Source organism: Candidatus Pantoea gossypiicola (assembly GCF_008632075.1).
Classification (GTDB): Bacteria; Pseudomonadota; Gammaproteobacteria; order Enterobacterales; family Enterobacteriaceae; genus Pantoea; species Pantoea gossypiicola.
Genome location: NZ_VWVM01000003.1, coordinates 125830 through 148780, shown reverse-complemented (window position 1 = coordinate 148780; position 22951 = coordinate 125830). Strand labels below are relative to the sequence as shown.

20 protein-coding genes are annotated in these 22951 nt (G+C 56.5%); 12 read left to right on the top strand and 8 right to left on the bottom strand.

Annotated elements, in window-relative coordinates:
- Positions 1 to 118 precede the first annotated feature (118 nt).
- The 3 genes from mlc to F3I20_RS05225 all read left to right on the top strand — a co-directional run bounded on the left by mlc (position 119) and on the right by F3I20_RS05225 (position 3705).
- Positions 119 to 1336: a sugar metabolism global transcriptional regulator Mlc gene (mlc, locus tag F3I20_RS05235; RefSeq protein WP_150010153.1), complete on the top strand. Its 1218-nt coding sequence runs from the start codon at positions 119 to 121 to the stop codon at positions 1334 to 1336.
- A gap of 113 nt (positions 1337 to 1449) precedes the next feature.
- Positions 1450 to 2148 (top strand): dethiobiotin synthase, encoded by a 699-nt coding sequence (gene bioD / locus F3I20_RS05230; RefSeq protein ID WP_150010151.1) that lies wholly within the window; start codon positions 1450 to 1452, stop codon positions 2146 to 2148.
- A gap of 180 nt (positions 2149 to 2328) precedes the next feature.
- Positions 2329 to 3705 carry a nucleobase:cation symporter-2 family protein gene (locus F3I20_RS05225; protein WP_150037125.1) on the top strand — a complete coding sequence of 459 codons (1377 nt, stop codon included), beginning with the start codon at positions 2329 to 2331 and terminating at the stop codon, positions 3703 to 3705.
- A gap of 272 nt (positions 3706 to 3977) precedes the next feature.
- Here the strand turns inward: F3I20_RS05225 and osmV are convergent, their stop codons facing one another.
- The 4 genes from osmV to F3I20_RS05205 are packed head-to-tail and all read right to left on the bottom strand — an operon-like array spanning position 3978 to position 7416.
- Positions 3978 to 5114, bottom strand: a complete 1137-nt coding sequence (osmV, locus tag F3I20_RS05220) for an osmoprotectant ABC transporter ATP-binding protein OsmV (protein WP_150010147.1) — start codon at positions 5112 to 5114, stop codon at positions 3978 to 3980.
- On the bottom strand, positions 5114 to 5761 hold the full coding sequence (gene osmW / locus F3I20_RS05215) for an osmoprotectant ABC transporter permease OsmW (protein WP_010244802.1): 648 nt from the start codon (positions 5759 to 5761) through the stop codon (positions 5114 to 5116). The genes osmV and osmW overlap by 1 nt, the downstream gene beginning before the upstream one ends.
- 9 nt (positions 5762 to 5770) lie before the next feature.
- Positions 5771 to 6682 (bottom strand): glycine betaine ABC transporter substrate-binding protein, encoded by a 912-nt coding sequence (locus F3I20_RS05210; RefSeq protein WP_150037126.1) that lies wholly within the window; start codon positions 6680 to 6682, stop codon positions 5771 to 5773.
- Positions 6683 to 6699: 17 nt separating this feature from the next.
- Positions 6700 to 7416, bottom strand: coding sequence for an ABC transporter permease (locus tag F3I20_RS05205; protein ID WP_013357908.1), 717 nt, complete (start codon positions 7414 to 7416; stop codon positions 6700 to 6702).
- 392 nt (positions 7417 to 7808) lie between these two features.
- Between F3I20_RS05205 and F3I20_RS05200 the strand changes: the two genes are divergently transcribed.
- A complete protein-coding gene (locus F3I20_RS05200) occupies positions 7809 to 9275 on the top strand; it encodes an MDR family MFS transporter (RefSeq protein ID WP_150037127.1) in 1467 nt (488 codons plus the stop codon).
- Positions 9276 to 9314: 39 nt separating this feature from the next.
- Here the strand turns inward: F3I20_RS05200 and F3I20_RS05195 are convergent, their stop codons facing one another.
- A complete protein-coding gene (locus tag F3I20_RS05195; RefSeq protein ID WP_150010139.1) occupies positions 9315 to 9611 on the bottom strand; it encodes a DUF1161 domain-containing protein in 297 nt (98 codons plus the stop codon).
- 45 nt (positions 9612 to 9656) lie between these two features.
- Positions 9657 to 9980 carry a DUF1283 family protein gene (locus tag F3I20_RS05190; RefSeq protein WP_150010136.1) on the bottom strand — a complete coding sequence of 108 codons (324 nt, stop codon included), beginning with the start codon at positions 9978 to 9980 and terminating at the stop codon, positions 9657 to 9659.
- Between the two features lie 133 nt (positions 9981 to 10113).
- On the opposite strand from F3I20_RS05190, the gene F3I20_RS05185 reads away from it, so the two are divergent.
- Complete coding sequence (locus F3I20_RS05185; protein WP_150037157.1) at positions 10114 to 10440, top strand: YnfA family protein; 327 nt, start codon at positions 10114 to 10116, stop codon at positions 10438 to 10440.
- Positions 10441 to 10471: 31 nt separating this feature from the next.
- On the opposite strand, the gene ydfG is transcribed toward F3I20_RS05185, so the two are convergent.
- Positions 10472 to 11218 carry a bifunctional NADP-dependent 3-hydroxy acid dehydrogenase/3-hydroxypropionate dehydrogenase YdfG gene (gene ydfG, locus F3I20_RS05180; RefSeq protein ID WP_150037128.1) on the bottom strand — a complete coding sequence of 249 codons (747 nt, stop codon included), beginning with the start codon at positions 11216 to 11218 and terminating at the stop codon, positions 10472 to 10474.
- 402 nt (positions 11219 to 11620) lie between these two features.
- On the opposite strand from ydfG, the gene guaD reads away from it, so the two are divergent.
- From guaD to dcp, 5 genes are read left to right on the top strand one after another with little or no spacing between them, the layout of a single operon-like run.
- Positions 11621 to 12949 carry a guanine deaminase gene (gene guaD / locus F3I20_RS05175; protein ID WP_150037129.1) on the top strand — a complete coding sequence of 443 codons (1329 nt, stop codon included), beginning with the start codon at positions 11621 to 11623 and terminating at the stop codon, positions 12947 to 12949.
- A complete protein-coding gene (xdhA, locus tag F3I20_RS05170; protein ID WP_150037130.1) occupies positions 12946 to 14388 on the top strand; it encodes a xanthine dehydrogenase small subunit in 1443 nt (480 codons plus the stop codon). Before guaD ends, xdhA begins: the two co-directional genes overlap by 4 nt.
- Entirely contained in the window at positions 14378 to 16744 is a 2367-nt protein-coding gene (xdhB, locus tag F3I20_RS05165; protein WP_150037131.1) for a xanthine dehydrogenase molybdopterin binding subunit, read from the top strand. The genes xdhA and xdhB overlap by 11 nt, the downstream gene beginning before the upstream one ends.
- Positions 16731 to 17507 (top strand): xanthine dehydrogenase accessory protein XdhC, encoded by a 777-nt coding sequence (xdhC, locus tag F3I20_RS05160; protein WP_150037132.1) that lies wholly within the window; start codon positions 16731 to 16733, stop codon positions 17505 to 17507. Before xdhB ends, xdhC begins: the two co-directional genes overlap by 14 nt.
- A 60-nt stretch (positions 17508 to 17567) precedes the next feature.
- Entirely contained in the window at positions 17568 to 19610 is a 2043-nt protein-coding gene (dcp, locus tag F3I20_RS05155) for a peptidyl-dipeptidase Dcp (protein WP_150037133.1), read from the top strand.
- A gap of 42 nt (positions 19611 to 19652) precedes the next feature.
- Here the strand turns inward: dcp and hpxO are convergent, their stop codons facing one another.
- Complete coding sequence (gene hpxO / locus F3I20_RS05150; RefSeq protein ID WP_150010119.1) at positions 19653 to 20810, bottom strand: FAD-dependent urate hydroxylase HpxO; 1158 nt, start codon at positions 20808 to 20810, stop codon at positions 19653 to 19655.
- A 628-nt stretch (positions 20811 to 21438) separates the two neighbouring features.
- Between hpxO and F3I20_RS05145 the strand changes: the two genes are divergently transcribed.
- Positions 21439 to 22620: a glycosyltransferase family 4 protein gene (locus F3I20_RS05145; RefSeq protein ID WP_150037134.1), complete on the top strand. Its 1182-nt coding sequence runs from the start codon at positions 21439 to 21441 to the stop codon at positions 22618 to 22620.
- Between the two features lie 67 nt (positions 22621 to 22687).
- Positions 22688 to 22933, top strand: coding sequence for a hypothetical protein (locus F3I20_RS05140; RefSeq protein WP_150010115.1), 246 nt, complete (start codon positions 22688 to 22690; stop codon positions 22931 to 22933).
- Positions 22934 to 22951: the final 18 nt, after the last annotated feature.

Sequence of the window (22951 nt, the reverse complement as noted above, 5' to 3'; positions counted from 1 at the left end):
ACAGCATCAATCTGTGCGATAAATCACATTTCTAATCAAATATTTGACGCTGTCACCTGATCTGCCTCACCATGGCGCATGTTTATTTAGAAGCGCGAAAATAACCGGGAGCAGGGTTGTGAATCCGGACAGTCAGCCTGGCCACATTGACCAGATCAAACAGACCAATGCAGGTGTCGTATATCGATTAATTGACCGTTACGGTCCCATTTCGCGTATCGAACTTTCCCGCCGTGCCCAGCTTGCGCCGGCCAGCATAACCAAAATTGTGCGTGAGATGCTGGATGCGCATCTGGTGCAGGAGACCGAGTTTCAGGATCCCGGCAGCCGTGGACGTCCGGCAATTGGTTTGATACTGGATACCGATGCCTGGCATTATCTGGCGATTCGTCTGCATCGCGGTGCCATGACCTTTACGCTGCGCGATCTCAGTAGCCGTGAGCTGGCAGAAGAGAGTCTCCCGCTGCCGGATGAAACTGCCCAGCCCTTACTGACTTCGCTGATTGAACAGGTCGATGCTTTCTTTATTCGTCATCAGAAGAAGCTGGAACGTCTTACGGCCATCGCCATTACGCTGCCGGGGCTGATCAACGCTGCGTCAGGTGTGGTGCATCGGCTGCCGGGTTATCAGGTACGGGATATGCCGCTGGGCGATGCGCTGGCAGCGCGAACCGGCTTGCCGGTATTTGTGCAGCACGACATTTCAGCCTGGACGCTGGCGGAGTCGCTGTTTGGTGCGTCCCGGGGGGCGCAGGATGTGATTCAGATTGTGATTGATGAAACCGTGGGGGCGGGCGTTATCAGCGGCGGTCAACTGTTGCATAAAAGTGGCCGGGCGCTGGTTGAGATTGGGCATACTCAGATCGACCCTTATGGCCAGCAGTGCTACTGCGGGAATCATGGCTGTCTGGAGACGGTGGCCAGCACTGGCAGTTTGCTGGCGCTGGCAGCGCAGCGTCTGCCTGCCCAGCCTGACAGCCTGCTCAATAACCAGCCGCTGACGCTTCAGTCCCTGTGTGCGGCCGCGCAGTCGGGCGACCGTCTGGCGCGTGACACCATTGCCAGCGTCGGGCATCACGTTGGACGGATCCTGGCAATGATGGTCAACATCTTCAATCCACAACATATTCTTATCGGTTCTCCTCTCAATGCCGCCGCTGATGTGCTGTTTCCCGCGGTGAGCAACACTATTCTGCAGCAGTCACTGCCTGCCTACAGTGCAGGCATTCAGCTGGCACCCACTGAATTCAGCGAGCCTGGAACGCTGGGCGGAGCCGCGTTAATTAAAGATGCGCTCTACAACGGGCACCTGTTAGTGAAACTGTTGCAAGGTTAAGCAGGCCTGAACTTGCGCTAACGCAATCCGTTCTCATCCTCCATTCCTTAAAATGCTGTTTCGCAGCAGGGTTAATCACCGATTAACCGCAACGGTTCGAGAGGAGAAGTTGAGTGAACAGACTATTTGTTACCGGCACCGACACCGCAGTAGGCAAAACGGTAGTGTCCTGCGCGCTGTTACAAAGTTTTATCCAGTCCGGACAGAGTGCTGTGGGCTTCAAGCCCGTCGCGCGCTGTGCGGTCAAAACCGCTGATGGCCTGCGTAACAAAGATGCACAGGTTCTGCAAAGCGCGTCGTCAATCGACCTGGCATACCAGGCGATTAATCCGCTGGCTTTCCAGGAAGAGGAGATCTGCACCCATCCGGGGCAGATTATCGATTATGGAATGCTGACCCGGGGCTTAGCCAGCCTGACGCAGCAGGCCGATCGTGTGGTTGTCGAGGGCACAGGCGGCTGGCGCAGCCTGATGAACGATGGATGTCCGCTCTCCTGCTGGGTCGTTGAGCAGCAGCTTCCGGTGGTGCTGGTGGTCGGCATCCAGTCGGGTTGTATCAGTCATGCTCTGTTAACAGCAGAGGCGATAACGCGGGATGGACTGCCGCTGGTCGGCTGGGTTGCGAATCGCATTAATCCAGGGCTGGCACAGTACAGCGATATTATTGAAATTCTGCGCGAGAAAATTGACGCGCCACTGCTGGGAGAACTGCCTTATCTGCCGCGCGCTGAACAGCGCGATCTCACCCCCTGGATGGATATTTCTCTGCTGGAACAGGATGCTCTGCACGCTGTGAGTGCAAAGATCGCCTGATTATGAAACAAAACAAGTCATCTGAGTCAGCAGTGAGCCTAAAGTTACAGGCTCACCGCGACCTGTCTGTAACTATTTCTGTTTAAATTTGAAAGACCTGGATCGGATATCGTGAAATTCTGATGTCATGGCGCAGAAAATGCATTAACTCCGCTTATCACACAGAGCCGGAGCACCACCATGTCGCACTCGCACGAGAAAGGTTTGTTATATGGGCTTGAAGCCCGCATAGGTCCCGTCCCGGCGTTCTTAGCCGCGCTGCAACATCTGCTGGCCAGTGTAGTGGGCATCATCACACCCCCCCTGATTATTGGCTCGGTTCTGGGATTGCAGGCCTATATCCCTTATCTGATTAGCATGTCGCTGTTCGTCTCCGGCTTAGGCACGTTTATGCAGGCCAGACGTTTTTATGGCGTTGGGGCGGGCATGATCTGCCTGCAGGGAACAAGCTTCGCATTTCTGGGCGTGATTCTCTCGGGTGGCCTGATGGTAAAAGGACGCGGCGGTTCGCCGGAAGAGATTATGGCGATGTTGTTTGGCTGCAATCTGGTGGCAGCGCTGATTCCGATTCTGATCAGTCGCTACGTCGGCACGCTGCGCAAAGTGCTGACACCCGTGGTAACCGGTACGGTAATAACCCTGATAGGCATCAGCCTGATTAAAGTCAGCATCACTGACTGGGCGGGTGGTCACAACGCTACAGATTTTGGCTCGCCCGGGAATCTGGCGCTGGGTGCGTTGACGCTGCTGGTGATCGTGGCGCTGAACCGCTCGCGTAACCGCTGGGCACGACTGGTGGCGGTAGTGGCCGGCATTGCGGTGGGATGTATTGCAGCAGCCTTAACCGGTCATCTGCAACTCAGAGCCGCGCCGGAGAGCAGCTGGCTGGTGCTGCCAGCTTTCTTCCGGTTTGGTTTTGCCTTTGACTGGACCATTTTTCTGCCTATTGCTCTGGTGTCTGTGATTGCGGTGATTGAGGCGGTCGGGGATCTTACCGCTAACTGCCTGATTTCCCGGCAGCCAATCACAGGTAAGCCTTTTCAGCAACGGTTGCAGGGCGGCATTGTTGCCGACGGCCTGAGCTGCGTGCTGGCCGCACTCTTTTCTGCCTTTCCTAACACCACGTTTGCGCAGAACAATGGGGTGATCCAGATGACCGGCGTCGCCAGTCGTTATGTCGGTATGCTGTTGGGGATTATGCTGGCGCTGCTGGGGCTCTTTCCCTATGTTGGGTCGCTGTTGCAGCAGATCCCGCCGCCCGTGCTGGGCGGAGCGACAGTGGTGATGTTTGGCAGTGTAGTCGCTGCCGGTATCAGGGTGATGACGCAGACGCCGCTGGGCCGCCGTGAGATGCTGATTGTCGCGATCTCATTCGGGATTGGACTGGGGGTGGAAGCGGTGCCGGAGGTGCTGAAGCAGTTCCCACCGCTGATTAACAATTTATTTGGTCACGCGGTGACGACCGGCGGCATTCTGGCGATTGTGCTCAATCTGGTCCTGCCAGACGAGGCACCTGCGGTGGAAGAGGTTGAGGCGGAAACGCTGACTGAAAGTTAAAAGCAGATAATCAGGAAGTTTAGAAATACAGAAGAATCGATGTATTTCTTACAGACAACATAGAAATTAAAGCGATGGGAGCATACGCCAGTAGCAAAGCATAGCGGGCCATGGACAAAAACGCTCCCGGCGTTTTTGTCCCAAGCGCGGGACGCTTTCCTCCTCTGACCCAGTTCCCATCGCGTCAGGCTTATTTATTGCTGCCAGATTGATCAGAGTCTAAGTATGCCAGCTATTTTAAAGGGTCTATGAGACCCTATCATGTGACGAAATTACGGACTCAGACGACGACGGGTTCGACCCGAGCTGAGGTAATCCGCAATATAATCCTGCGAAATCTCGCCGCTGTAGCGCCCCTCTTCATCAACAATCGGCATCCAGACCGTATTGTGCTCATAAAGTTTTGACAGCACTACGCGCAGGTTCTCTTCGGCTTTACCGGTGACCTTAAAGGTATGCAGCTTCTCTTCACAGCGGCCACTCACGTTACGCGCCTCACGACGCTTCACGAAGCCCAGCGGTTTGCCATCCTCATCAACCACGGTAATCGACCGCATGTCGTTCTCATCCATGGTGCCAAAGGCTTCTTCCAGCGGCGTCGAGCGGCGCACAGTAATGGTCGGCTGCTGATCGGTTACGTCGCCCGCCTGCACCAGTAGCAGGCGCTTAAGCGTACGGTCCTGACCCACAAACGAGCCGACGAACTCATTCGCAGGCGTCGCGAGCAATTCATCCGGACTGGCGCACTGCACGATCCTGCCCTGACCAAATACCGCGATGCGATCGCCCAGCTTCAGCGCCTCATCAATGTCGTGGCTCACCAGCATCACGGTTTTTTTAAGCTGACGCTGCATGTCGAGAAACTCGTTCTGGATCACTTCACGGTTAATCGGGTCGACAGCACCAAACGGCTCATCCATCAGCAATACCGGTGGATCCGCCGCCAGCGCACGAATGACGCCGATACGCTGCTGCTGACCGCCGGACATCTCACGCGGATAGCGGTGCAGAAACTTTTTAGGGTCCAGCGCCACCATGCTCATTAACTCTGTAGCGCGCTCATGACACTGCTTCTTATTCCAGCCCAGCATGCGCGGCACGACGGTAATGTTCTCCTCGATGGTCATGTTGGGAAACAGACCAATCTGCTGGATCACATAGCCAATGTTGCGGCGCAGGGTGGTGGTGTCCTGCGTACTGGTGTCTTCGCCATTAATCAGGATCCGGCCACTGGTGGCCGGGATCAGACGGTTAATCATCTTCAGAGTGGTAGTTTTACCGCAGCCCGATGGACCCAGCAGCACGCACATCTCACCGGCTGGCACATGCAGGCTGACGTTATCGACGGCTTTGTTAGTGGTGCCGTTTTTCTGGGTAAAGGTTTTCGTCAGGTTTTCCAGCGTAATCATTATCGAATCCCCTTTGGAGTCAGCGCCTGCTGCAAACGGTGCAGCAGCCAGTCAAGGAAAATAGCCAGCAGACAAATCATCAATGCGCCGGCAATTAACATACGAATATCACTGCCGCTGATGCCATCCAGCAGCAGCTGGCCCAGACCGCCTGCGCCAATCACGGCGGCAATCGCCATCACGCCAACGTTCATCACCACAGCGGTTCGGATGCCGCCGAAAATCACCGGCAGCGCCATCGGGATTTCAACCCAGCGCAGACGCTGCCAGAAGGTCATGCCAATGCCGCGACCCGCTTCACGCAGACCGTCCGGCAAATTCTCCAGCGCGGTGTGGGTATTACGTACAATCGGCAGCAGCGAGTAGAGGAACACGGCAGTGATGGCTGGCAGCGCACCGATGCCCTGACCGATTAGCGAAAACAGCGGGATCATCAGACCAAACAGCGCAATGGTCGGGATGGTCAGTACTACGGTGGCGATACCGAGAATTGGCGTTGCCAGCCATCTGACGCGCACGATCAGAATGCCCAGCGGCACGCCAATTACAATGGCCAGACCGACCGCCACCAGCACAAGCCAGCTGTGCTGCCAGCTAAGAGTGAGCAGGGTGCTCCAGTTATCCATGATGTAGTGAAGGGTATCCACAGTGCCTCCTTACAGCATGTTTTTGGATTGAAGGAAATCACGCGCCACTTTTTCCGGTGACTGATGATCGATATCGACCCGCTTGTTCAGCTCGGTGATCGCCTCATTGGTGATCTGTGCAGAGAGCTGGTTAAGGGCGGGTTCCAGCCCGGGATGGCTCGCCAGCACATCCTGGCGCACGACAGGCGTCACGTTGTAGCTCGGGAAGAAGTGTTTATCATCCTCCAGCACTTTCAGGTTAAAGCCTTTAACCCGGCCATCGGTGGTGTAGATCAGACCGGCATCTACGAATCCGTCGCGAATGGCGTTATAGACCAGGCCCGGATCCATCTGACGGATCTGCGGGCGATCCAGTGCCAGGTTGTATGTCTTCTGCAGCGGTTTCAGACCGTCTGAACGGCCTGCGAATTCCAGATCCAGCCCCAGCCGCCAGTTGTGGTCCGGGTCAGACTGACGAACCTGTTCCAGTTTCGCGACTAACTGTGACATTGTATTAATGCCTTCTTTTTGGGCCCGCTGCTGAGTCATGGCAAAGGCGTAGGTGTTGTTCATTGGTGCCGGATTCAGCCAGACCAGTCCCAGTTTTCCGTCCAGCTGTTTCACCGTCTCATACGCCTGCTGAGAAGACATCGGCTGGCTGATGTGGTTGAAGATGATCAGTGAGGTACCGGTATACTCCCAGACCATATCAATCTGCTTATTCAGCAGCGCGTTACGGCCAATGGTGGTGGCGATATTGCGCTTAGGAACGACCTCAAAACCTTTCTTTTGCAGCCAGAGTACCGTCATGGCTGAAAGAATATGCTGCTCGGTAAAACTCTTGGTTGCCATTACCAGCGGGGCAGCCGCCTGTGCCGTCTGGCTAAGCAGCAGGGTCGCGGTCAGCGCGACAGCGCTTTTCTTAATCCACTTCGTTAGCATTGCAAAGCTCCTTGTGGTCAGGCCGCAGCGTGCGGACTCAGAAAGCGGCCCAGCGCGGCCAGCATCATATCCAGAACCAGTGCTACCAGCGCAGTCGCAACGGCACCCAGAATCAGCGTCGGGAAGTCATTCAGGTAGATACCCGGGAAGATCAGTTCACCAAAGCTGCTGGCACCAATCAGGAAGGCCAGTGGCGCGGTGCCGACATTGATGGCGGTGGCGATACGCACGCCAGAGAGGATCACCGGCATCGCGTTGGGCAACTCAACCTGACGCAGACGTTGCCATTTGGTCATGCCGATGCCGTTGGCGGCCTCAATCAGCGACGGAGGAACCGCGCTCAGACCCGAGAAGGTGTTGCGGACGATGGGCAGCAGCGACGCCAGAAACAGCGCAATCAGCGCCGGACGGTCACCAATCCCGATGATAACCATCGCCAGTGCCAGAACCGCGAGCGGCGGCAGGGTGTTACCGACATTGAAAATCTGCATCACATACTCGGCCCAGCGACGCGCAAACGGGCGGCTGAGCAGGATGCCACTGGGAATACCGACCAGCAGAGCGAACAACATTGACCAGAAAACTAAGAAGAGGTGTTGCTGCCCGAGATAGAGCAGATCGACCTTACGTGCGACCAGCTGATCCCAGCCTAAGCCCCAGATCAGTACTGCGATCACGGCGACCACGGCAAGCAGTGCCAGACCGGCGCGTCGGGCCAGTGAAGCATTTTGCATAGGAGAATCTCCCTGATGACGATCTCAATTGTTATAACAACCCTAAACAGTCCGACAGGTGCGACAAAAACTGCCGCCGCGCCCAATACCGAAACTGCGATAAAATGTAGATAAAATGACTGTTTATCCACTCTTTTTCAGTGAATACCGAATAAGATGGAGTAATGCTATAGCAGGCCTTTTTTGCACAAGCCAGCTTTTAAGCCCAAAATCAGGCAGATAGAAACGGGTTAAAAGGGTGTTAAAGCCGCGTAGCCGCTGGGCTAATGCGACAATAAAAAAAATTCATCGACTTTAAGTGACACCGTCACAGATGGCGCAGAAGATGCGCACGCGCGGGAAACTGCACGGGCTGTTTTTGAGCTAGCCTTGCAGATTAAAAAAGGAACCCTATGACTGACAGCGCACAACTTCAGACCGGACATCGCCACTGGATCTTAATCGCCTGTATGCTGGCGATGTTTATGGCGGCCATTGAAGTCACCATTGTGGCCACCGCGATGCCGACCATCATTGCTGACCTTGGCGGTTTTTCGCAGTTTGGCTGGGTCTTCTCCATCTATCTGCTGACTCAGGCGGTCAGCGTGCCGCTCTATGGGCGTCTGGCGGATATGGTGGGGCGCAAAACCATGTTTTTTATCGGCACCTCGATTTTCCTGGTGGGATCGGTGCTGTGTGGCTTTGCCCATACCATGACCTGGCTGATCCTTTTCCGGGCCTTTCAGGGCCTTGGCGCGGGGGCCATTATGCCGCTCAGCTCCACCATCGTGGCCGACATCTACTCGCCGCGTGAACGCGCCAGCGTGCAGGGCTGGCTCTCCAGTGTCTGGGGTGTGGCGGCGATCGTGGGGCCGCTGACCGGGGCCTGGCTGGTGCAGCACTTTAGCTGGTCGGTAATTTTCTGGGTCAATCTGCCGATAGGGCTGATCAGCATGCTGATGCTGGCGCGCTGGTTACCGGCGCATCAGAAAGAGGAGACGTCGCAGCCACTGAACCTGGCGGGCAGCAGCTGGCTGATGCTTTGCGTGACGGCCCTGTTGATTGCACTGTTGCAGGCGGAACAGCTGGGCCTCTGGCTGGTGCCGTTCCTGCTTTTCTCTCTGTTCGCGGGCTGGCAGCTCAAGCGCCATGAGCAGCGTTCAGCGGCACCGCTGTTTCCACTCATCATCTGGCGCAGCCGGCTAATTGTGGCGGGCAATGCAGGCAACCTGATTATCGGGGCGGCGATGATGGGCATCAGTGCGTTTCTGCCCACCTGGATACAGGGGATCAGTGGCGGTTCGCCATTACAGGCAGGCAGTGTGCTGGCGATGATGTCGATTGGCTGGCCGCTGGCCAGCACGCTAAGCGGCAGGCTGATGCTGCACACCTCCTACCGCTTTACCGCCCAGCTCGGCGCGTTACTGCTGGTCGCCGGCAGCACCTTGTTGCTGTTCCTGCAGCCCGCCAGCTCACTCTATCAGGCGGGCTTCACGGCGTTTCTGATTGGCACTGGCATGGGCATGACCAGCACTACCTTCCTGGTCTCTGTGCAGAACCAGGCGGACTACCAGATTCGCGGCATCTGTACCGCGTCTATCATGTTCAGCCGGATGATCGGTTCGGCGGTGGGCACGGCGATTATGGGTGCGGTGCTGAATCTTAATCTGCAGTGGCGACTGCCGCAGGTGCAGGATCCGGTGCAGCAGATCATGTCTGAACCCAGTCGCCAGCAGTTGCAGCCAGAAACCCTGCAGCATATGGTGGCGGCGATAGCCGCATCACTGCACTGGGTGTTCGTGGTAGCACTGGTGATTGCGCTGTTTGCGGTGGGAGTGGCATGGATGATGCCGCGTCAGCGGCCGGAACAGTCGGACTAAGTGGCAGGGCGACAGGATGTCGCCCTGGTTTGACGTTTACTACTGTGCTGGCGCGTCCTGAGAACTGCCGGCACTGGCCGGGACGCTGGCTTCATCGTCACGGCCTGTACGCTTGTAAACAATCTTTTGTGTGTCGTTTTCACAATGTCCGACGACCTGACCACCCGCCTGATCAACCTGATCATTGGCAACGATATCGAGACTAAAACCCGATTCAGGTACACCGTTCTGAATAATCTTCTGGCTGATATCGGCTTTTACCGATTCGCAGGATGCCTGCGCCATCAGCGGCAGAGCTAAAAACGCCGCGCTTAACAAAACCCTCTGTAGCTTCATCACGTCTTCCTTATGTTAGTCGTCCGTCATTACTATAGCTCAAATTTACGGCGCTACCGGGCGACCTGAACGGCGATCCAGGCAACGCAGGGTGTTAGGTTCCCAGTACGCGTTCAGATTGAGGCTCTGCTCGCACTTGTCGCGGGTATCAAAGGCGCGATCGGTTTTATCAAACTCTTTTTCGACGCGGGTATTCACTTTATGGCGCAGCATACGCGTGTCATTCCATTGCTCTTTGTCCTGACGCGCTGCTTCATTGCTCAGCGCAGAACTGCCATCTTCAATGATCAGACGATTAGTATTCGCAGTGGCAGTCACAGCTGCTGTGGAAAGCAGCACCATCAGCACGGCAGGGATCATTTTTTTCATCACAATTTCCTTTAGTTAACGCAAACATCGCCATCCGGGACGGCTGTTGCAGCGAGTACTCATAGTATATCATCGCCGTTTCTTTGCTCACCAGCGGTGAGTCGTTTGTTTATGTTCAGGAGAGGTAAGCGTGCTGATTAAGACCGCCTTGCTGTTTTTTATAACCGCGCTGGCGGAGATCACCGGCTGCTTTCTGCCGTGGTTGTGGCTGAAGAAAGGGGGATCGACGTGGCTGTTGCTGCCCGCCGCGGCCAGTCTGGCGCTGTTTGTCTGGCTGCTGACGCTGCATCCGGCTGCCAGCGGACGGGTGTATGCCGCCTACGGTGGCGTCTACGTGCTCACCGCACTGCTCTGGTTACGGGTGGTGGATGGTGTGAAGTTAAGTGCGTGGGACTGGAGCGGGGCACTGATTGCCTTAAGCGGCATGCTGATCATCGTCATGGGCTGGGGACGCGGTTAACGCCAGCCATAATGGCTGGCGCGGCAGAGGCTTACGGCTTATGCACTTTAAGACCCGCCAGCGTCTGGCTGACCGGCATCATCTCCAGGCTATTGATATTGACATGCTCAGGCAGCGTAGCGACCCACCAGACCGCTTCTGTCACATCTTCCGGCGTCAGAGCAGTAGCACCTTCATAGACCTGACCGGCTTTGTCATCATCGCCTTTGAAGCGCACGTTAGAAAACTCGGTGCCGCCAACCAGACCCGGCTCAATGTCGGTCACACGCAGCGCGGTGCCGTGCAGATCGGTACGCAGGTTCAGGCTGAACTGACGCACAAAGGCTTTGGTCGCTCCGTAAACGTTGCCCCCGGCATACGGCCAGCTGCCGGCAATGGAACCGATATTGATGATATGACCCACATCCCGCTCCACCATCTGTGGCAGCAGGGCGCGGGTCATATAGACCAGCCCCTTGGTGTTGGTGTCGATCATATTTTCCCAGTCTTCAACGTTAGCTTTGTGCGCAGGCTCAATGCCCAGCGCCAGACCGGCGTTATTGACCAGCACGTCGATATTGCGCCATTCCGCCGGTAACTGCGTCACCGCCTCTTCAATAGCGGCACGGTTACGCACATCCAGCTGTACGGTATAAAGATTGTCGCCCAGCTCATCCTTCAGCGCTTTCAGACGTTCAGCGCGTCGTCCGGTGGCAATCACTTTATGACCGTTCCCGATAAAGCGGCGGGTGATGCTTTCCCCAAAACCGGCGGTTGCGCCGGTGACAAAAATAATCATCTCACTGTTCCTTATGCCATTTTCAGAGTCGATGGCTTCACCATAGCATTTCATTTCTGCTTCTGCGCGGAGAAAAGCAGCCTGGCCTGTAAACGGATTTTAACGGGCATCCCGCTGCGCCTTTTCAGGGCAGTCTGCACCGTAAAAGGGCAGATTATCGGGTGGCAGGCCATACTCAGGTTAACCTATCTGCGCGATATGTAATCGCAACCGTTTGCATCGGCTTCGCAAACGGTTGCGACGCTATCGAAGGCCATCTTTGTTGCGCAACGCTCACTTTATTTCATTAATATATTGATATTTAAGATATTTTTTGTATTTCAGATCTGGCACGCAGGTTGCAGGGTTTTTAACAGAGAATCATCTGCAGATAATTAATCGCGCTTTCAGAAAGGACATACCATGCTATCAGCAACCGATACGGCGATACGCGCCAGCTTTTTTGACTTCACTGGCGTGGTGGATCATCCCGACGACCTGACCGGAAAGGCTCGCTACCTGGAGGATGGGGTGCTGCTGCTGCGCGACGGACACGTAATTGGGCTGGATAGCTGGGAGAACAGCGAGGCGAAGCTGGCGGGACAGCCTGTTATCGATCTGCGCGGCAAATTGATCGTGCCGGGCTTTGTCGATACCCACATTCACTATCCACAGACGGAGATGATTGGTGCCTTTGGCGAACAGCTGCTGGAGTGGCTGAATCACTACACCTTCCCGGTCGAAGCGCAGTATCACTGCCCGGATCACGCCGCAAAGATGTCCGCCTTTTTCCTGCATCAGCTGCTCTCCAACGGCACCACCAGCGCGCTGGTATTTGGCACCGTGCATCCGCAATCGGTGGAGGCGCTGTTCAGCGCGGCTGAAACCCTGAACATGCGGCTGATTGCCGGCAAAGTGATGATGGATCGTAATGCGCCCGACAATCTCATCGAAACCCCTGAACAGAGCTATCAGCAGACGCGAGCGCTGATTGAACGCTGGCACAAGCGTGGACGGCTGAATTATGCCCTGACGCCGCGCTTTGCGCCGACGTCATCCCCGCAGCTGCTGGAGAAAGTGCAGCAGCTGCGTCAGGCATTCCCGGATACCTGGCTGCACACCCATCTCAGCGAAAACCCGCAGGAGGTTGCCTGGGTGAAAGAACTGTTCCCGGAGCGCGAGGGTTATCTGGATGTTTATCATCATCATCAGCTGACCGGTCGCCGCAGCGTCTTTGCGCACTGTCTGCATCTGGAAGAGCAGGAATGGCAGTGTCTGCACGATACCGATTCCTCCATTGCCTTCTGTCCTACCTCAAACCTGTTCCTGGGCAGCGGCCTGTTTAACATCAAACGCAGCTGGCAGCAGGGCGTAAAAGTGGGGATTGGCACCGATGTTGGCGCAGGCACCACCTTTAATATGCTGCAGACGCTGGGCGAAGCCTACAAGGTAGGCCAGCTGCAGCACTACCGGCTAAGCGCCGCTGAAGCCTTTTATCATGCCACGCTGGGCGGGGCGCACGCGCTGGATCTCGACCATGCAATCGGGAATTTCAGCGTCGGTAAAGAGGCGGACTTTGTGGTGCTCGATCCGGCGGTCTCTGCGCTTCAGCAACTCCGCATCGGCAACAGCAAAGATATCTGGGAAAAACTGTTTGTCTTAATGACGCTGGGCGACGACCGGAACATTGCCCAGACCTGGGTCGGTGGTCGTCCGGTCTGGCAGCGCGATGCACAGGAGCAAGCCGCATGATTCAGTTTCTGTTAAATAACCAGCTGGTCAGCGAAGATGCGCTCGACCCGAATCTCACGGTGCTCAACTACCTGCGCACTCGTCAGCATCGGCCTGGCACTAAAGAGGGCTGCGCCTCCGGCGACTGCGGTGCCTGCAGCGTCACGCTGGGTAAAGCTGTCGGCGGTGAGATGCAGTATGAAACGGTTAACAGCTGCCTGACGCTGGTCTCTGCGTTACAGGGCAAACAGCTGATCACGGTTGAGGATCTGCGTCACGGTCGCGCACTGCATCCGGCGCAACAGGCGATGGTCGACTGCCACGGGTCGCAATGCGGGTTCTGCACGCCAGGCTTTGTGATGTCGCTGTTCAGCCTGCAAAAAAAGGCGGCGGGCTGGGATCGGCATCAGGCGGAAACCGCACTGGCGGGCAACCTCTGTCGCTGCACCGGCTACCGGCCAATTATGGCTGCGGCCGAACAGCTCTGCTCGCAGCCGATCACTGACCAGTTTGATCATGGCGCTGCTGCCACGGTGCAGCGGCTGGCGGCGCTGGCCACCCCCGAGATGCAGGAGATAGGCGATGAGGGTCGCCGCTGCTTTCTGCCTAAAACCCCGTCACAGCTGGCCGAAATCTATCTGGCGCATCCCGATGCGAAGCTGCTTGCGGGTGGCACCGATCTCAGCCTGCAGATCACCCAGCAGCATAAAAAAATACCACTGCTGATTGCACTGGAGCAGGTTGCCGCACTGAAAGTCTGCAGCGAATTTGACGATCACTTTCTGTTGGGTGCAGGCGCATCGCTGCAGCAGGTCAGCGAGTTTCTCGCCAGTCGCATTCCCGGCGTCAGTGAGATGCTGCAGCGCTTTGCTTCACTGCAAATCCGTTTACAGGGGACACTCGGCGGCAACATCGGTAACGCCTCTCCGATAGGGGATGCCTCGCCGGTGCTGCTGGCCCTCAATGCCAGCTTGCTGCTGCAGCGCGGAGAGCAGCAGCGCAGCCTGCCGCTGGATCAGTTCTTTACCGGCTACCGGCAGACGCAGCTGGAAAAAGGGGAGTTTATCCGTGCCATTCGCATCAATAAAGTGACGGTGTCACCTGATTTCGTGGCATGGAAAGTCTCGAAGCGGCTGGATGATGATATTTCGGCGGTGTTTGCTGCCTTTAACCTGCAAATGGAACAGGGCATTGTCAGTTCCGCCCGCATCGCTTTTGGTGGCATGGCGGCTACACCGCAACGCGCCCGGCACTGTGAACAGGCGCTGATCGGTCAGCCGCTGAATGCCGTGACGGTGTCACGGGCAGCCGCCGCGCTGGCTGAAGATTTCCAGCCGCTTTCTGATTTCCGCGCCAGCAGTGACTACCGCCTTCAGGTGGCACGCAATCTGCTCCGCCGCTACTGGCATCGCCATAATGGCGAAATAACCTGTCTTGAGGTCTCCCGCTATGTCTCATAACCGTCCTGAACTCAACGAAGAGGTGATCAAGGCGCAGTATGCCGCGGATTTACAGAGCGGCGTGGGTCGCAGTCACCGTCATGAAAGCGCGGAAAAACATGTCTCCGGCGAGGCGCGTTTTATCGACGACAAGCCGGAACTGCCGGGTCTGCTGCATCTCTGTCCGCGCCTGAGTGAGCATGCGCATGCACGCATCCTGCGCATAGATGTGCAGCCCTGTTATGCCGTGCCTGGCGTTGTCAGCGTCTTAACCTGGCAGGATGTGCCGGGCATTAATGATGTTGGCCCGCTGGAGCCGGGCGATCCGCTGCTCGCGCATGACAAAGTAGAGTACCTGGGGCAGATCGTGATTGCGGTGGCGGCAGAATCTCCTGACGCTGCGCGTCTGGGCGCGGCCGCGGCGGTGATTGAGTACGACGTGCTGGAACCGCTGCTGGATGTGGAGCAGGCGCTGGCGCAGGGCAGCTTTGTACAGGAACCGCACATTCACCAGCGCGGTGACGTTGACGCGGCACTGGCACGCGCGCCGCATCGGGTCAGTGGATCGTTCCATATCGGCGGCCAGGAGCATTTCTATCTGGAAACCCAGACGGCAATGGTCATTCCTGGCGAAGATCAGCAGTTGCAGGTCTTCTCCTCAACCCAGAACCCCACCGAAGTGCAGAAGCTGGTGGCGGAAGTGATGGGCATCAGCCTGAATCAGGTGACCATCGATATGCGCCGGATGGGCGGCGGCTTTGGCGGTAAAGAAACGCAGGCGGCCGGGGTTGCCTGTCTCTGCGCTATCGTGGCGCGGCAGACCGGCCGTGCGGCAAAAATGCGGCTCTCGCGCCGCGACGATATGCGCGTGACCGGTAAACGGCATCCGTTCTTTGTGCGCTACGACGCGGGCGTGGAAGAGGACGGGCGTCTGTGCGGCATCAAAATCGATCTGGCCGGTAACTGCGGCTATTCGCTGGATCTGAGCGGATCGATCGTCGATCGTGCCATGTTCCACGCCGATAACGCTTATTATCTCGGCGATGCGCGGGTAACCGGCTACCGCTGCCGCACCAATATGGCCTCGAACACCGCCTATCGCGGTTTTGGCGGGCCGCAGGGCATGGTGGCGATTGAACAGATCATGGATCACATCGCCCGCGACCGTGGGCTGGATCCGCTGGCGCTGCGCAAGCGTAACTATTACGGCAAGCAGGATCGCAACATCACCCATTACCACCAGCAGGTCGAGGACAATCTGCTGGATGAGATCACTGAACAGCTGGAGCTGAGTAGCGACTATCAGGCGCGGCGTGCGGAAATTACGGCGTTTAACGCCCGCAGTCCGCTGCTGAAACGCGGCCTGGCGCTGACGCCGGTAAAATTCGGTATCTCCTTTACCTCCAGCTTCCTCAATCAGGCGGGCGCGCTGATTCTGATCTATACCGACGGTACGGTGCAGCTTAACCACGGCGGCACCGAAATGGGCCAGGGACTGAACACCAAGGTGATTCAGATTGTCGCCGAAGTGCTGCAGATTGAAACCGATAAAATTCAGATCACCCCCACCGACACCGGCAAAGTGCCCAACACTTCGCCGACGGCGGCCTCCAGCGGCGCTGATCTTAACGGTAAAGCAGCGCAGAACGCCGCGGAAATCCTGCGCGACCGCCTGATCGCCATGCTCTGTGAGCTGCATCAGTGCGACGCGTCGACGGTGAGCTTTCGTAATGGCGTAGTGCGCGCTGGCGAAAAGCATTACACCTTTGCGGAGGTCGCGAAGCTGGCGTGGCTTAATCAGGTGCCACTCTCTGCCACCGGCTACTATCGTGTGCCAGGGATTCATTACGACCGGCTGGCCGGGCGCGGCACGCCGTTCTACTACTACGCCTTTGGGGCTGCCTGCTGCGAGGTGGTGATCGATACTTTAACCGGTGAGTCCCGCCTGCTGCGCGCCGATATCCTGCATGACGTCGGGGCCTCGCTGAACCCTGCCATTGACATCGGGCAGGTCGAAGGGGGCTTTGTGCAGGGTGTCGGCTGGCTCACCTGCGAAGAGTTGGTGTGGAGCGACAAAGGCCAGTTGCTGACCGATGGTCCGGCAAGCTACAAAATTCCCGCCATCAGTGACGTCCCGGCGGATTTGCGGGTGACGCTGGTGGAGAACCGCAAAAACCCGAAAGACACGGTGTTCCACTCCAAGGCTGTAGGCGAACCGCCGTTTATGTTAGGCATTGCCGCCTGGTGTGCGCTGCAGGATGCGGTCGCCAGCGTCGCCGGTTACCGTCAGCACCCTGGGCTGGATGCGCCCGCGACGCCGGAGCGGATCTTCTGGGGCGTACAGCGCCTGACGGGAGTTGTTGATGGACTATCATGACTGGATCGGTGTGCTGCATCAGCTGCGTGAAAAACGCCAGAGCTGCGTATTAATTACCGTGCTCAGTGAGCACGGTTCGGTGCCGCGTGACAGCGGCAGCAAAATGGTTGTCACGCAGCACGAGAGCTTTCTCACGATCGGGGGCGGTCATCTGGAATTTGCATGCATCGCCCAGGCCAGAGCGATGCTGCAAAGTGGAGCGACCGCGCCACACACCGAGGATTTCAGCCTCGGCGCACGGCTCGGACAGTGCTGTGGCGGTAAAACCACGCTGCTGTTTGAGCCGCTGCTACAGGCGCAGCCGGAAATTTACCTGTTTGGCGCGGGCCATGTCGGACAGGCGCTGGTGAATCTGCTGTCGACGTTACCCTGTCACATTAACTGGATCGACAGCCGTCCGGATCAGTTCAGCTCTGTTCCGCCTGGCGTGGTCACACTGCAGCCTGACGACCCGCTCGACTGTGTGGCCCAGGCACCTGCGGGCAGTTACTTCATCATTATGACGCATCACCATCCGCTCGACTTTGAACTGTGCGAAGCGGTGCTGAAACGCGGCGATTTTCGCTATGCTGGCGTCATCGGTTCAGCGACGAAAAATCAGCGTTTCCGCTACCGGCTGGCAGGCAGGGGCGTGGCAAGCGAGCCACTGGCGCGCCTGCGCTGTCCGATAGGCCTGGCGGATGTTAAAGGCAAGCTGCCCGCCGAGATTGCGGTAGCGATTGCCGGTGAAATCATCAGCGTGTATCAGCAGCACGTTGCCTGAGTTGCGCTTTCGCGGCAACCTGTCAGGATAAGACTTTGCGATGCCCATCAGGAGCGAACCATGAACGCCCGTCAGAATCCCTTCTTTAGCGTCAGCACACTGCCTTACCAGGCTCCTCCCTTTGACCAGATTGAGGAGCAGGATTTCCTGCCCGCGCTGCAGGCTGGCATTGAGGAGAAGCGTCAGGAAGTCGAGGCTATCGCCCTGAACAGCGAAGCGCCCACTTTTCTCAACACCTTTGAGGCGCTGGAGAAGAGCGGACAGCTCCTCAACCGGGTGAACCTGGTCTTCAGCGCGATGACCTCGGCCCATACCAGCCCTTATCTGCAGCAGGTGGATGAGGAGATTGCGCCGCAGCTTACTGCGCTTAACGACGACATCATGCTGAACCGCCCGCTGTTTTCACGACTCGATGCGGTTTATCTGCAGCGCGCCAAACTGGATGCCGAATCAAAACGGCTGGTTGAGGTGATCTGGCAGCGTTTCCAGCTGGCGGGGGCCAATCTCCCGGAAGCGCAGAAGCAGCAGCTTAAAGCCCTGAATCAGGAAGCGGCGCGCCTCAGTACCCGTTTTACCAATAAACTGCTGGCTGCCACCAAAGCGGGCGGACTGGTCGTTAATGATCTGCAGCAGCTGGCGGGACTGTCACCGGCCGACCTGGCAGTGGCCCAGGCGGAAGCGCAGGCGCGTGGACTGGAAAAAAGCGGGTTGCTGGTGTTGCAGAACACCACGCAGCAACCGGCGTTGCAGAGCCTGGCCGATCGCGCAACCCGGGAAGCGCTATTTAAAGCAAGTGTGACGCGTACGGAAAAAGGCGATGAGAACGATACCCGCGAGCTGGTATTACGGCTGGCGCAGGTCAGGGCGGAGCAGGCCCGGCTGCTGGGTTTTGCCAGCTATGCCGAATGGAAGCTGCAGGATCAGATGGCGAAAACCCCCGATGCGGCACTGGCCTTTATGCGCAACATCGTGCCCGCCGCACGCGCCCGTGCGGAGCGTGAAGCGGCGGCCATTCAGCAGACTATCGATAAGCAGCAGGGCGATTTTACTCTGCAGGCATGGGACTGGCGTTTTTATGCCGAACAGGTGCGGCGTGCCCGCTACGATCTCGATGAGAGCCAGATTAAGCCTTATTTTGAACTGAACTCAGTGCTCCGGAATGGGGTCTTCTGGGCAGCAACCCAGCTTTACGGCATCCGCTTTACACCGCGTCAGGATCTGCCGGTTTATCATCCCGACGTTCAGGTTTATGAGATTTTCGATGCCGGTGACACGCCGCTGGCGCTGTTCTACACCGATTTCTTTAAGCGCGACAGCAAAGGCGGCGGTGCCTGGATGAGTAACTTCGTCAACCAGTCAACGCTGCTCGACAGCAAACCCGTGATCTACAACGTATGTAATTACACCAAACCGCCAGCGGGGGAACCGGCGCTGCTGAGCTGGGACGACGTCATCACGATGTTTCATGAGTTCGGCCACACGCTGCACGGCCTGTTTGCCAGCCAGCGCTATCCGAGCCTGTCGGGCACGGAAACCCCGCGCGATTTCGTTGAGTTTCCTTCGCAGATCAACGAGCACTGGGCCAGCGAGCCGGCGGTGTTCCGCAACTACGCTCGTCACTATCAGACTCAGGCGTTAATGCCTGCTGAGCTGCATGAAAAGATTATCCGGGCCGCGACGTTTAACAAAGGCTATGAGATGAGCGAGCTGCTGGCTGCCGCGCTGCTGGACCTGCACTGGCACAGCCTTAACCGTGATGCCGCACCGCAAAGCGTAGAAGGGTTCGAGAAGCAGGCGTTGCAGAGCGATAACATGGCGCTGACGGCGGTGCCGCCGCGCTATCGCTCCAGCTATTTCCAGCATATCTGGGGCGGTGGTTACGCCGCAGGTTATTACGCCTATATCTGGACGCAGATGCTTGCCGACGATGGCTATCAGTGGTTTGCGGAGCATGGCGGACTAACCCGTGAAAACGGCGACATCTTCCGGCAGAAGATTCTGTCACGGGGTAACAGCAGCGATCTTAAAACACTGTATGAAAGCTGGCGGGGCGCAGCACCTCAGCTTGAGCCAATGCTGAAGAATCGCGGTCTGGCGGATTGATAACTAAAAGGGCTGCCATGGTGACAGCCCCCTTTTTTTTGGTTAGCCCAGCGGACCGCCTTCGATGGTTTCGCACATTCCAGCCAGTACTCGCTCACCGGTTTCGTTTTTCAATGACTGATACCACTCTGCCGTGACTGCCGGGTCGCGCCCATGGGTCACGTCACAGCGTTTGCGCGCTTTCAGCACCAAATCTTTTACCCGCTCAACCCGTCGCGCCTGATAGCGCAGCAGGGCATCTTCTATACCCAGTGAATGAGAGGCCAGCGTCGCCGCCAGCACCACGGCATCTTCCATCGCCGCACAGCCACCCTGACCAATATCGGGCGTGGTGCTGTGGGCCGCATCGCCAAGCAGCGCAACACGCCCTTTGACAAAGCGGCTGAACGGTTCAATGTCGTGGATCTCAACCCGGTTAGTGTTATCAGGATGAATTGCCGCAATCAGTTGCTGCACCGGCTCCGCCCACCCATGGAAATAGCCGGTCAGGTCCGCTTTCACCGTGCTGCGATCCTGCGGCAGTCCCTTCGGTAGCGGCACATCAAAGAAGAAGTAGAACCGATTGCCGCTAACCGGCATCAGTGAAACACGCTTACCGTCACCGACGAAGGTTGTCCACTGATCGGCGGGCGCAATGCTTTCGTCTATGGTGACCAGACCATTCCAGTTAACGTAACCGGCATAACGTCGTTCCAGCTTCTGCTCCAGCACATAGTCGCGGACGACGGAATGGGTGCCATCGGCGGCAATCAGAAAATCGCCGTGCGCCTGACTGTTATCAGAGAAGGTTGCGATGACGCCATTTTCAGACTGTTCGACCTGGATCACCCGCTTACCAAACTGCACCCGTTCACGCCCGAAGGTATCAATCAACATCGCCTGCAGTTCTGCCCGTGCCACCGGACAGGGATATTCGCCCACCTGCTGTACCAGCGGTGCCATGCTGAAGCGGGTCAGGGCCGCACCGGTTGCGCCGTCGTGATAGGCCATATAGGCCATATTGCCACCCAGCTCACGTAGCGCGGTTTTCATTCCCAGCGCATTCAGGCATTTAACGCCGTTGGGCCAGATGGAAATCGCCGCGCCGACGGGCTTCATCTCCTGAACGGCTTCAAACACCTCAACATCGATTCCGGCTTTCTCCAGCGCAATCGCGCTGCTCATTCCGCCAATACCGCCACCAATTACGATTGCTTTCATAGTGCTCTCCTGTCTGCATGGAGAGACTCCTGCAACTTTTGTACCAGAAAGGCGGTCAGGTTGGATTTCACTATAAAACCTAACTAAAACATCAGGTTATTTATAGTGTTAAGGTATGCAGCTAACATGCGTTTTCTGACGTAATGCACTTTAATGTGGCAAATCAGGGCGCAAAAAGGGTGCAGAAACGATCTGGCTGTATCTTTTGTTTCATCATTTGGTTAGTAATCGATGTCAGGCCTCCGGGACAGTTATCAGTCAGAGAGAGCCGACATCCCGTTAACCCACCCTGGAAATTACTTTAAAAGTTATAAACTAAATTACCGCCTCGCTTCGATAACACTTCTGACAAATAATTATACATATAAACAACAACTGGCAGAAATATTGCCTGGAAAATTCTCACCATGGTCAACAGGCAGTTAGGCTGAAACAATTAAACATACCTGTTAATCAAAAATGCATATTCATAAACAGACATAATTATGGTTGTTTTATCACCGGGCGCAATCATTAGCAAAACTGCTTAAGCCGCATCAGAAAAGGCTTTTAGGAAATTGCTCAAACGTATCAGCCGCGATCGCGTGATATAGATCACTCTGGACATAAAGGACTCTGGAAGACGATCATGAAAATTGGAATCACGAATAACCAGTATCCGGAGCAACGTAATATCTTAGTTAATCCGGATAACGAATATATAAATCTGAAAAAGAGCAATCTGTTCTATTTTATTAATCCGTTACGTACCCGATTGCTGAAAAAGAATAAAACCTTTGTCTTTCAGCCTGTGCCTTTTTCCGGGGCATCGCGGGCTGACATCCTCCATCTGTTCAACGAAGTCGCCATTACTCAGCAGAAGTGGGTCGCCTCGTTTGAAACCGAGCTGCCGCGCGTGCTGCCGGTCGCGGGTGTTGCCAAGCAGGATAATCCTGAGCTGCAACGGCTTATTCCTTATCTGTTAAAAGATAACTGTCTGGGGCTGATTGCTATCTCAGACGCTACGCTGAACATTCAGATGAAACTGTTCAAACCGGATGTTGCGCAGCAAATCCGTCGTAAAACCCTGGTTCTGCATCCGCCGCAAAAGCTGTTCGTTCAGCAAAAAACGCCGCGTCAGCCAGGTGTTCTGAAGCTGATCTTTGCCGGTAATGAGTTCTACCGTAAAGGCGGGGCGGAAGTGGTGCTGGCAATCAGTGAGCTGATTGAAGAGCACCGGCTGGACGAGTCGCAGCTGGACCTGCAGCTGATTGGCGATCTCACCAAACGTCGTAATGTTGCTCATCGTCAGTTCCAGGATGATGATGCTTTCTGCCGCGACATTGAGAACCGCATCAAGCGCTATCGCTGCATTACGCATCATTCACAGATGGAAAATAGTGCGCTGATGCAGCTGTTCCGTCAGAGCGATGCCGGTCTGTTACCGACCTGGCAGGAGACTTACGGTTTCTCCGTGCTGGAGATGCAGGCCAACGGCTGTCCGGTGATCACCAGCAACGTGCGTGCGCTGCCGGAAATCAATCCAGCCAATGCGGGCTGGGTCATTGCGAGTCCGTTGAACGCCGATCGCGAATACAGCATCACCTCGGCAGAGCAAAAATCGCAGCTGCGCCGTTCGCTGGTTGACGGGCTGAAATCGACGCTGCTCGCCATCATTGAACGTCCTGAAATATTGCAGGAGAAAGGGGAAGCGGCCATTCTGCGCATCAAAGAGCAGCATGACACTCAGCGTTATATCGCCCGGCTCAACGAAATCTACAGTCGTGGCGTGATGAATGTCACTCAACACCCTCCTGTTGTCTCAATTTGATGAGATTTCTCTGACGGCGCGCGCCAGACTGGCCATACTTAGTGCTGCGTACCTCAGGAGAAATGTTATGAAAATTATCCTCACTCTGCTGCTGTCCGGATTACTGGGCAGCAGCGCCTTCGCTCAGCCTGCGGCGCTTTTTCCGGCCCGCGCGCCGCTGGTGCAGCTGACGCCCGTCGCTGACCGCTGCGATCTCTCCACCTGTCAGACCAACTGCTACGTCGAGCAGTCCCATTGCAACACCCGGGATAGCGGGGCCTGTAGCTCAAAGGCTCAGATGTGCGTACAGGCCTGTTCCAGCCAGTGTAAATAATTCGATTCAGTGAAGAAC

Excerpts from the sequence above, each read along its gene's own strand:
- F3I20_RS05225 (WP_150037125.1), top strand. The coding sequence starts at position 2,329 with ATGTCGCACTCGCACGAGAAAGGTTTGTTATATGGGCTTGAAGCCCGC.
- osmV (WP_150010147.1), bottom strand. The coding sequence starts at position 5,114 with ATGATTACGCTGGAAAACCTGACGAAAACCTTTACCCAGAAAAACGGC.
- F3I20_RS05210 (WP_150037126.1), bottom strand. The coding sequence starts at position 6,682 with ATGCTAACGAAGTGGATTAAGAAAAGCGCTGTCGCGCTGACCGCGACC.
- F3I20_RS05205 (WP_013357908.1), bottom strand. The coding sequence starts at position 7,416 with ATGCAAAATGCTTCACTGGCCCGACGCGCCGGTCTGGCACTGCTTGCC.
- F3I20_RS05200 (WP_150037127.1), top strand. The coding sequence starts at position 7,809 with ATGACTGACAGCGCACAACTTCAGACCGGACATCGCCACTGGATCTTA.
- F3I20_RS05195 (WP_150010139.1), bottom strand. The coding sequence starts at position 9,611 with ATGAAGCTACAGAGGGTTTTGTTAAGCGCGGCGTTTTTAGCTCTGCCG.
- F3I20_RS05190 (WP_150010136.1), bottom strand. The coding sequence starts at position 9,980 with ATGAAAAAAATGATCCCTGCCGTGCTGATGGTGCTGCTTTCCACAGCA.
- ydfG (WP_150037128.1), bottom strand. The coding sequence starts at position 11,218 with ATGATTATTTTTGTCACCGGCGCAACCGCCGGTTTTGGGGAAAGCATC.
- guaD (WP_150037129.1), top strand. The coding sequence starts at position 11,621 with ATGCTATCAGCAACCGATACGGCGATACGCGCCAGCTTTTTTGACTTC.
- xdhA (WP_150037130.1), top strand. The coding sequence starts at position 12,946 with ATGATTCAGTTTCTGTTAAATAACCAGCTGGTCAGCGAAGATGCGCTC.
- xdhB (WP_150037131.1), top strand. The coding sequence starts at position 14,378 with ATGTCTCATAACCGTCCTGAACTCAACGAAGAGGTGATCAAGGCGCAG.
- xdhC (WP_150037132.1), top strand. The coding sequence starts at position 16,731 with ATGGACTATCATGACTGGATCGGTGTGCTGCATCAGCTGCGTGAAAAA.
- dcp (WP_150037133.1), top strand. The coding sequence starts at position 17,568 with ATGAACGCCCGTCAGAATCCCTTCTTTAGCGTCAGCACACTGCCTTAC.
- hpxO (WP_150010119.1), bottom strand. The coding sequence starts at position 20,810 with ATGAAAGCAATCGTAATTGGTGGCGGTATTGGCGGAATGAGCAGCGCG.
- F3I20_RS05145 (WP_150037134.1), top strand. The coding sequence starts at position 21,439 with ATGAAAATTGGAATCACGAATAACCAGTATCCGGAGCAACGTAATATC.
- F3I20_RS05140 (WP_150010115.1), top strand. The coding sequence starts at position 22,688 with ATGAAAATTATCCTCACTCTGCTGCTGTCCGGATTACTGGGCAGCAGC.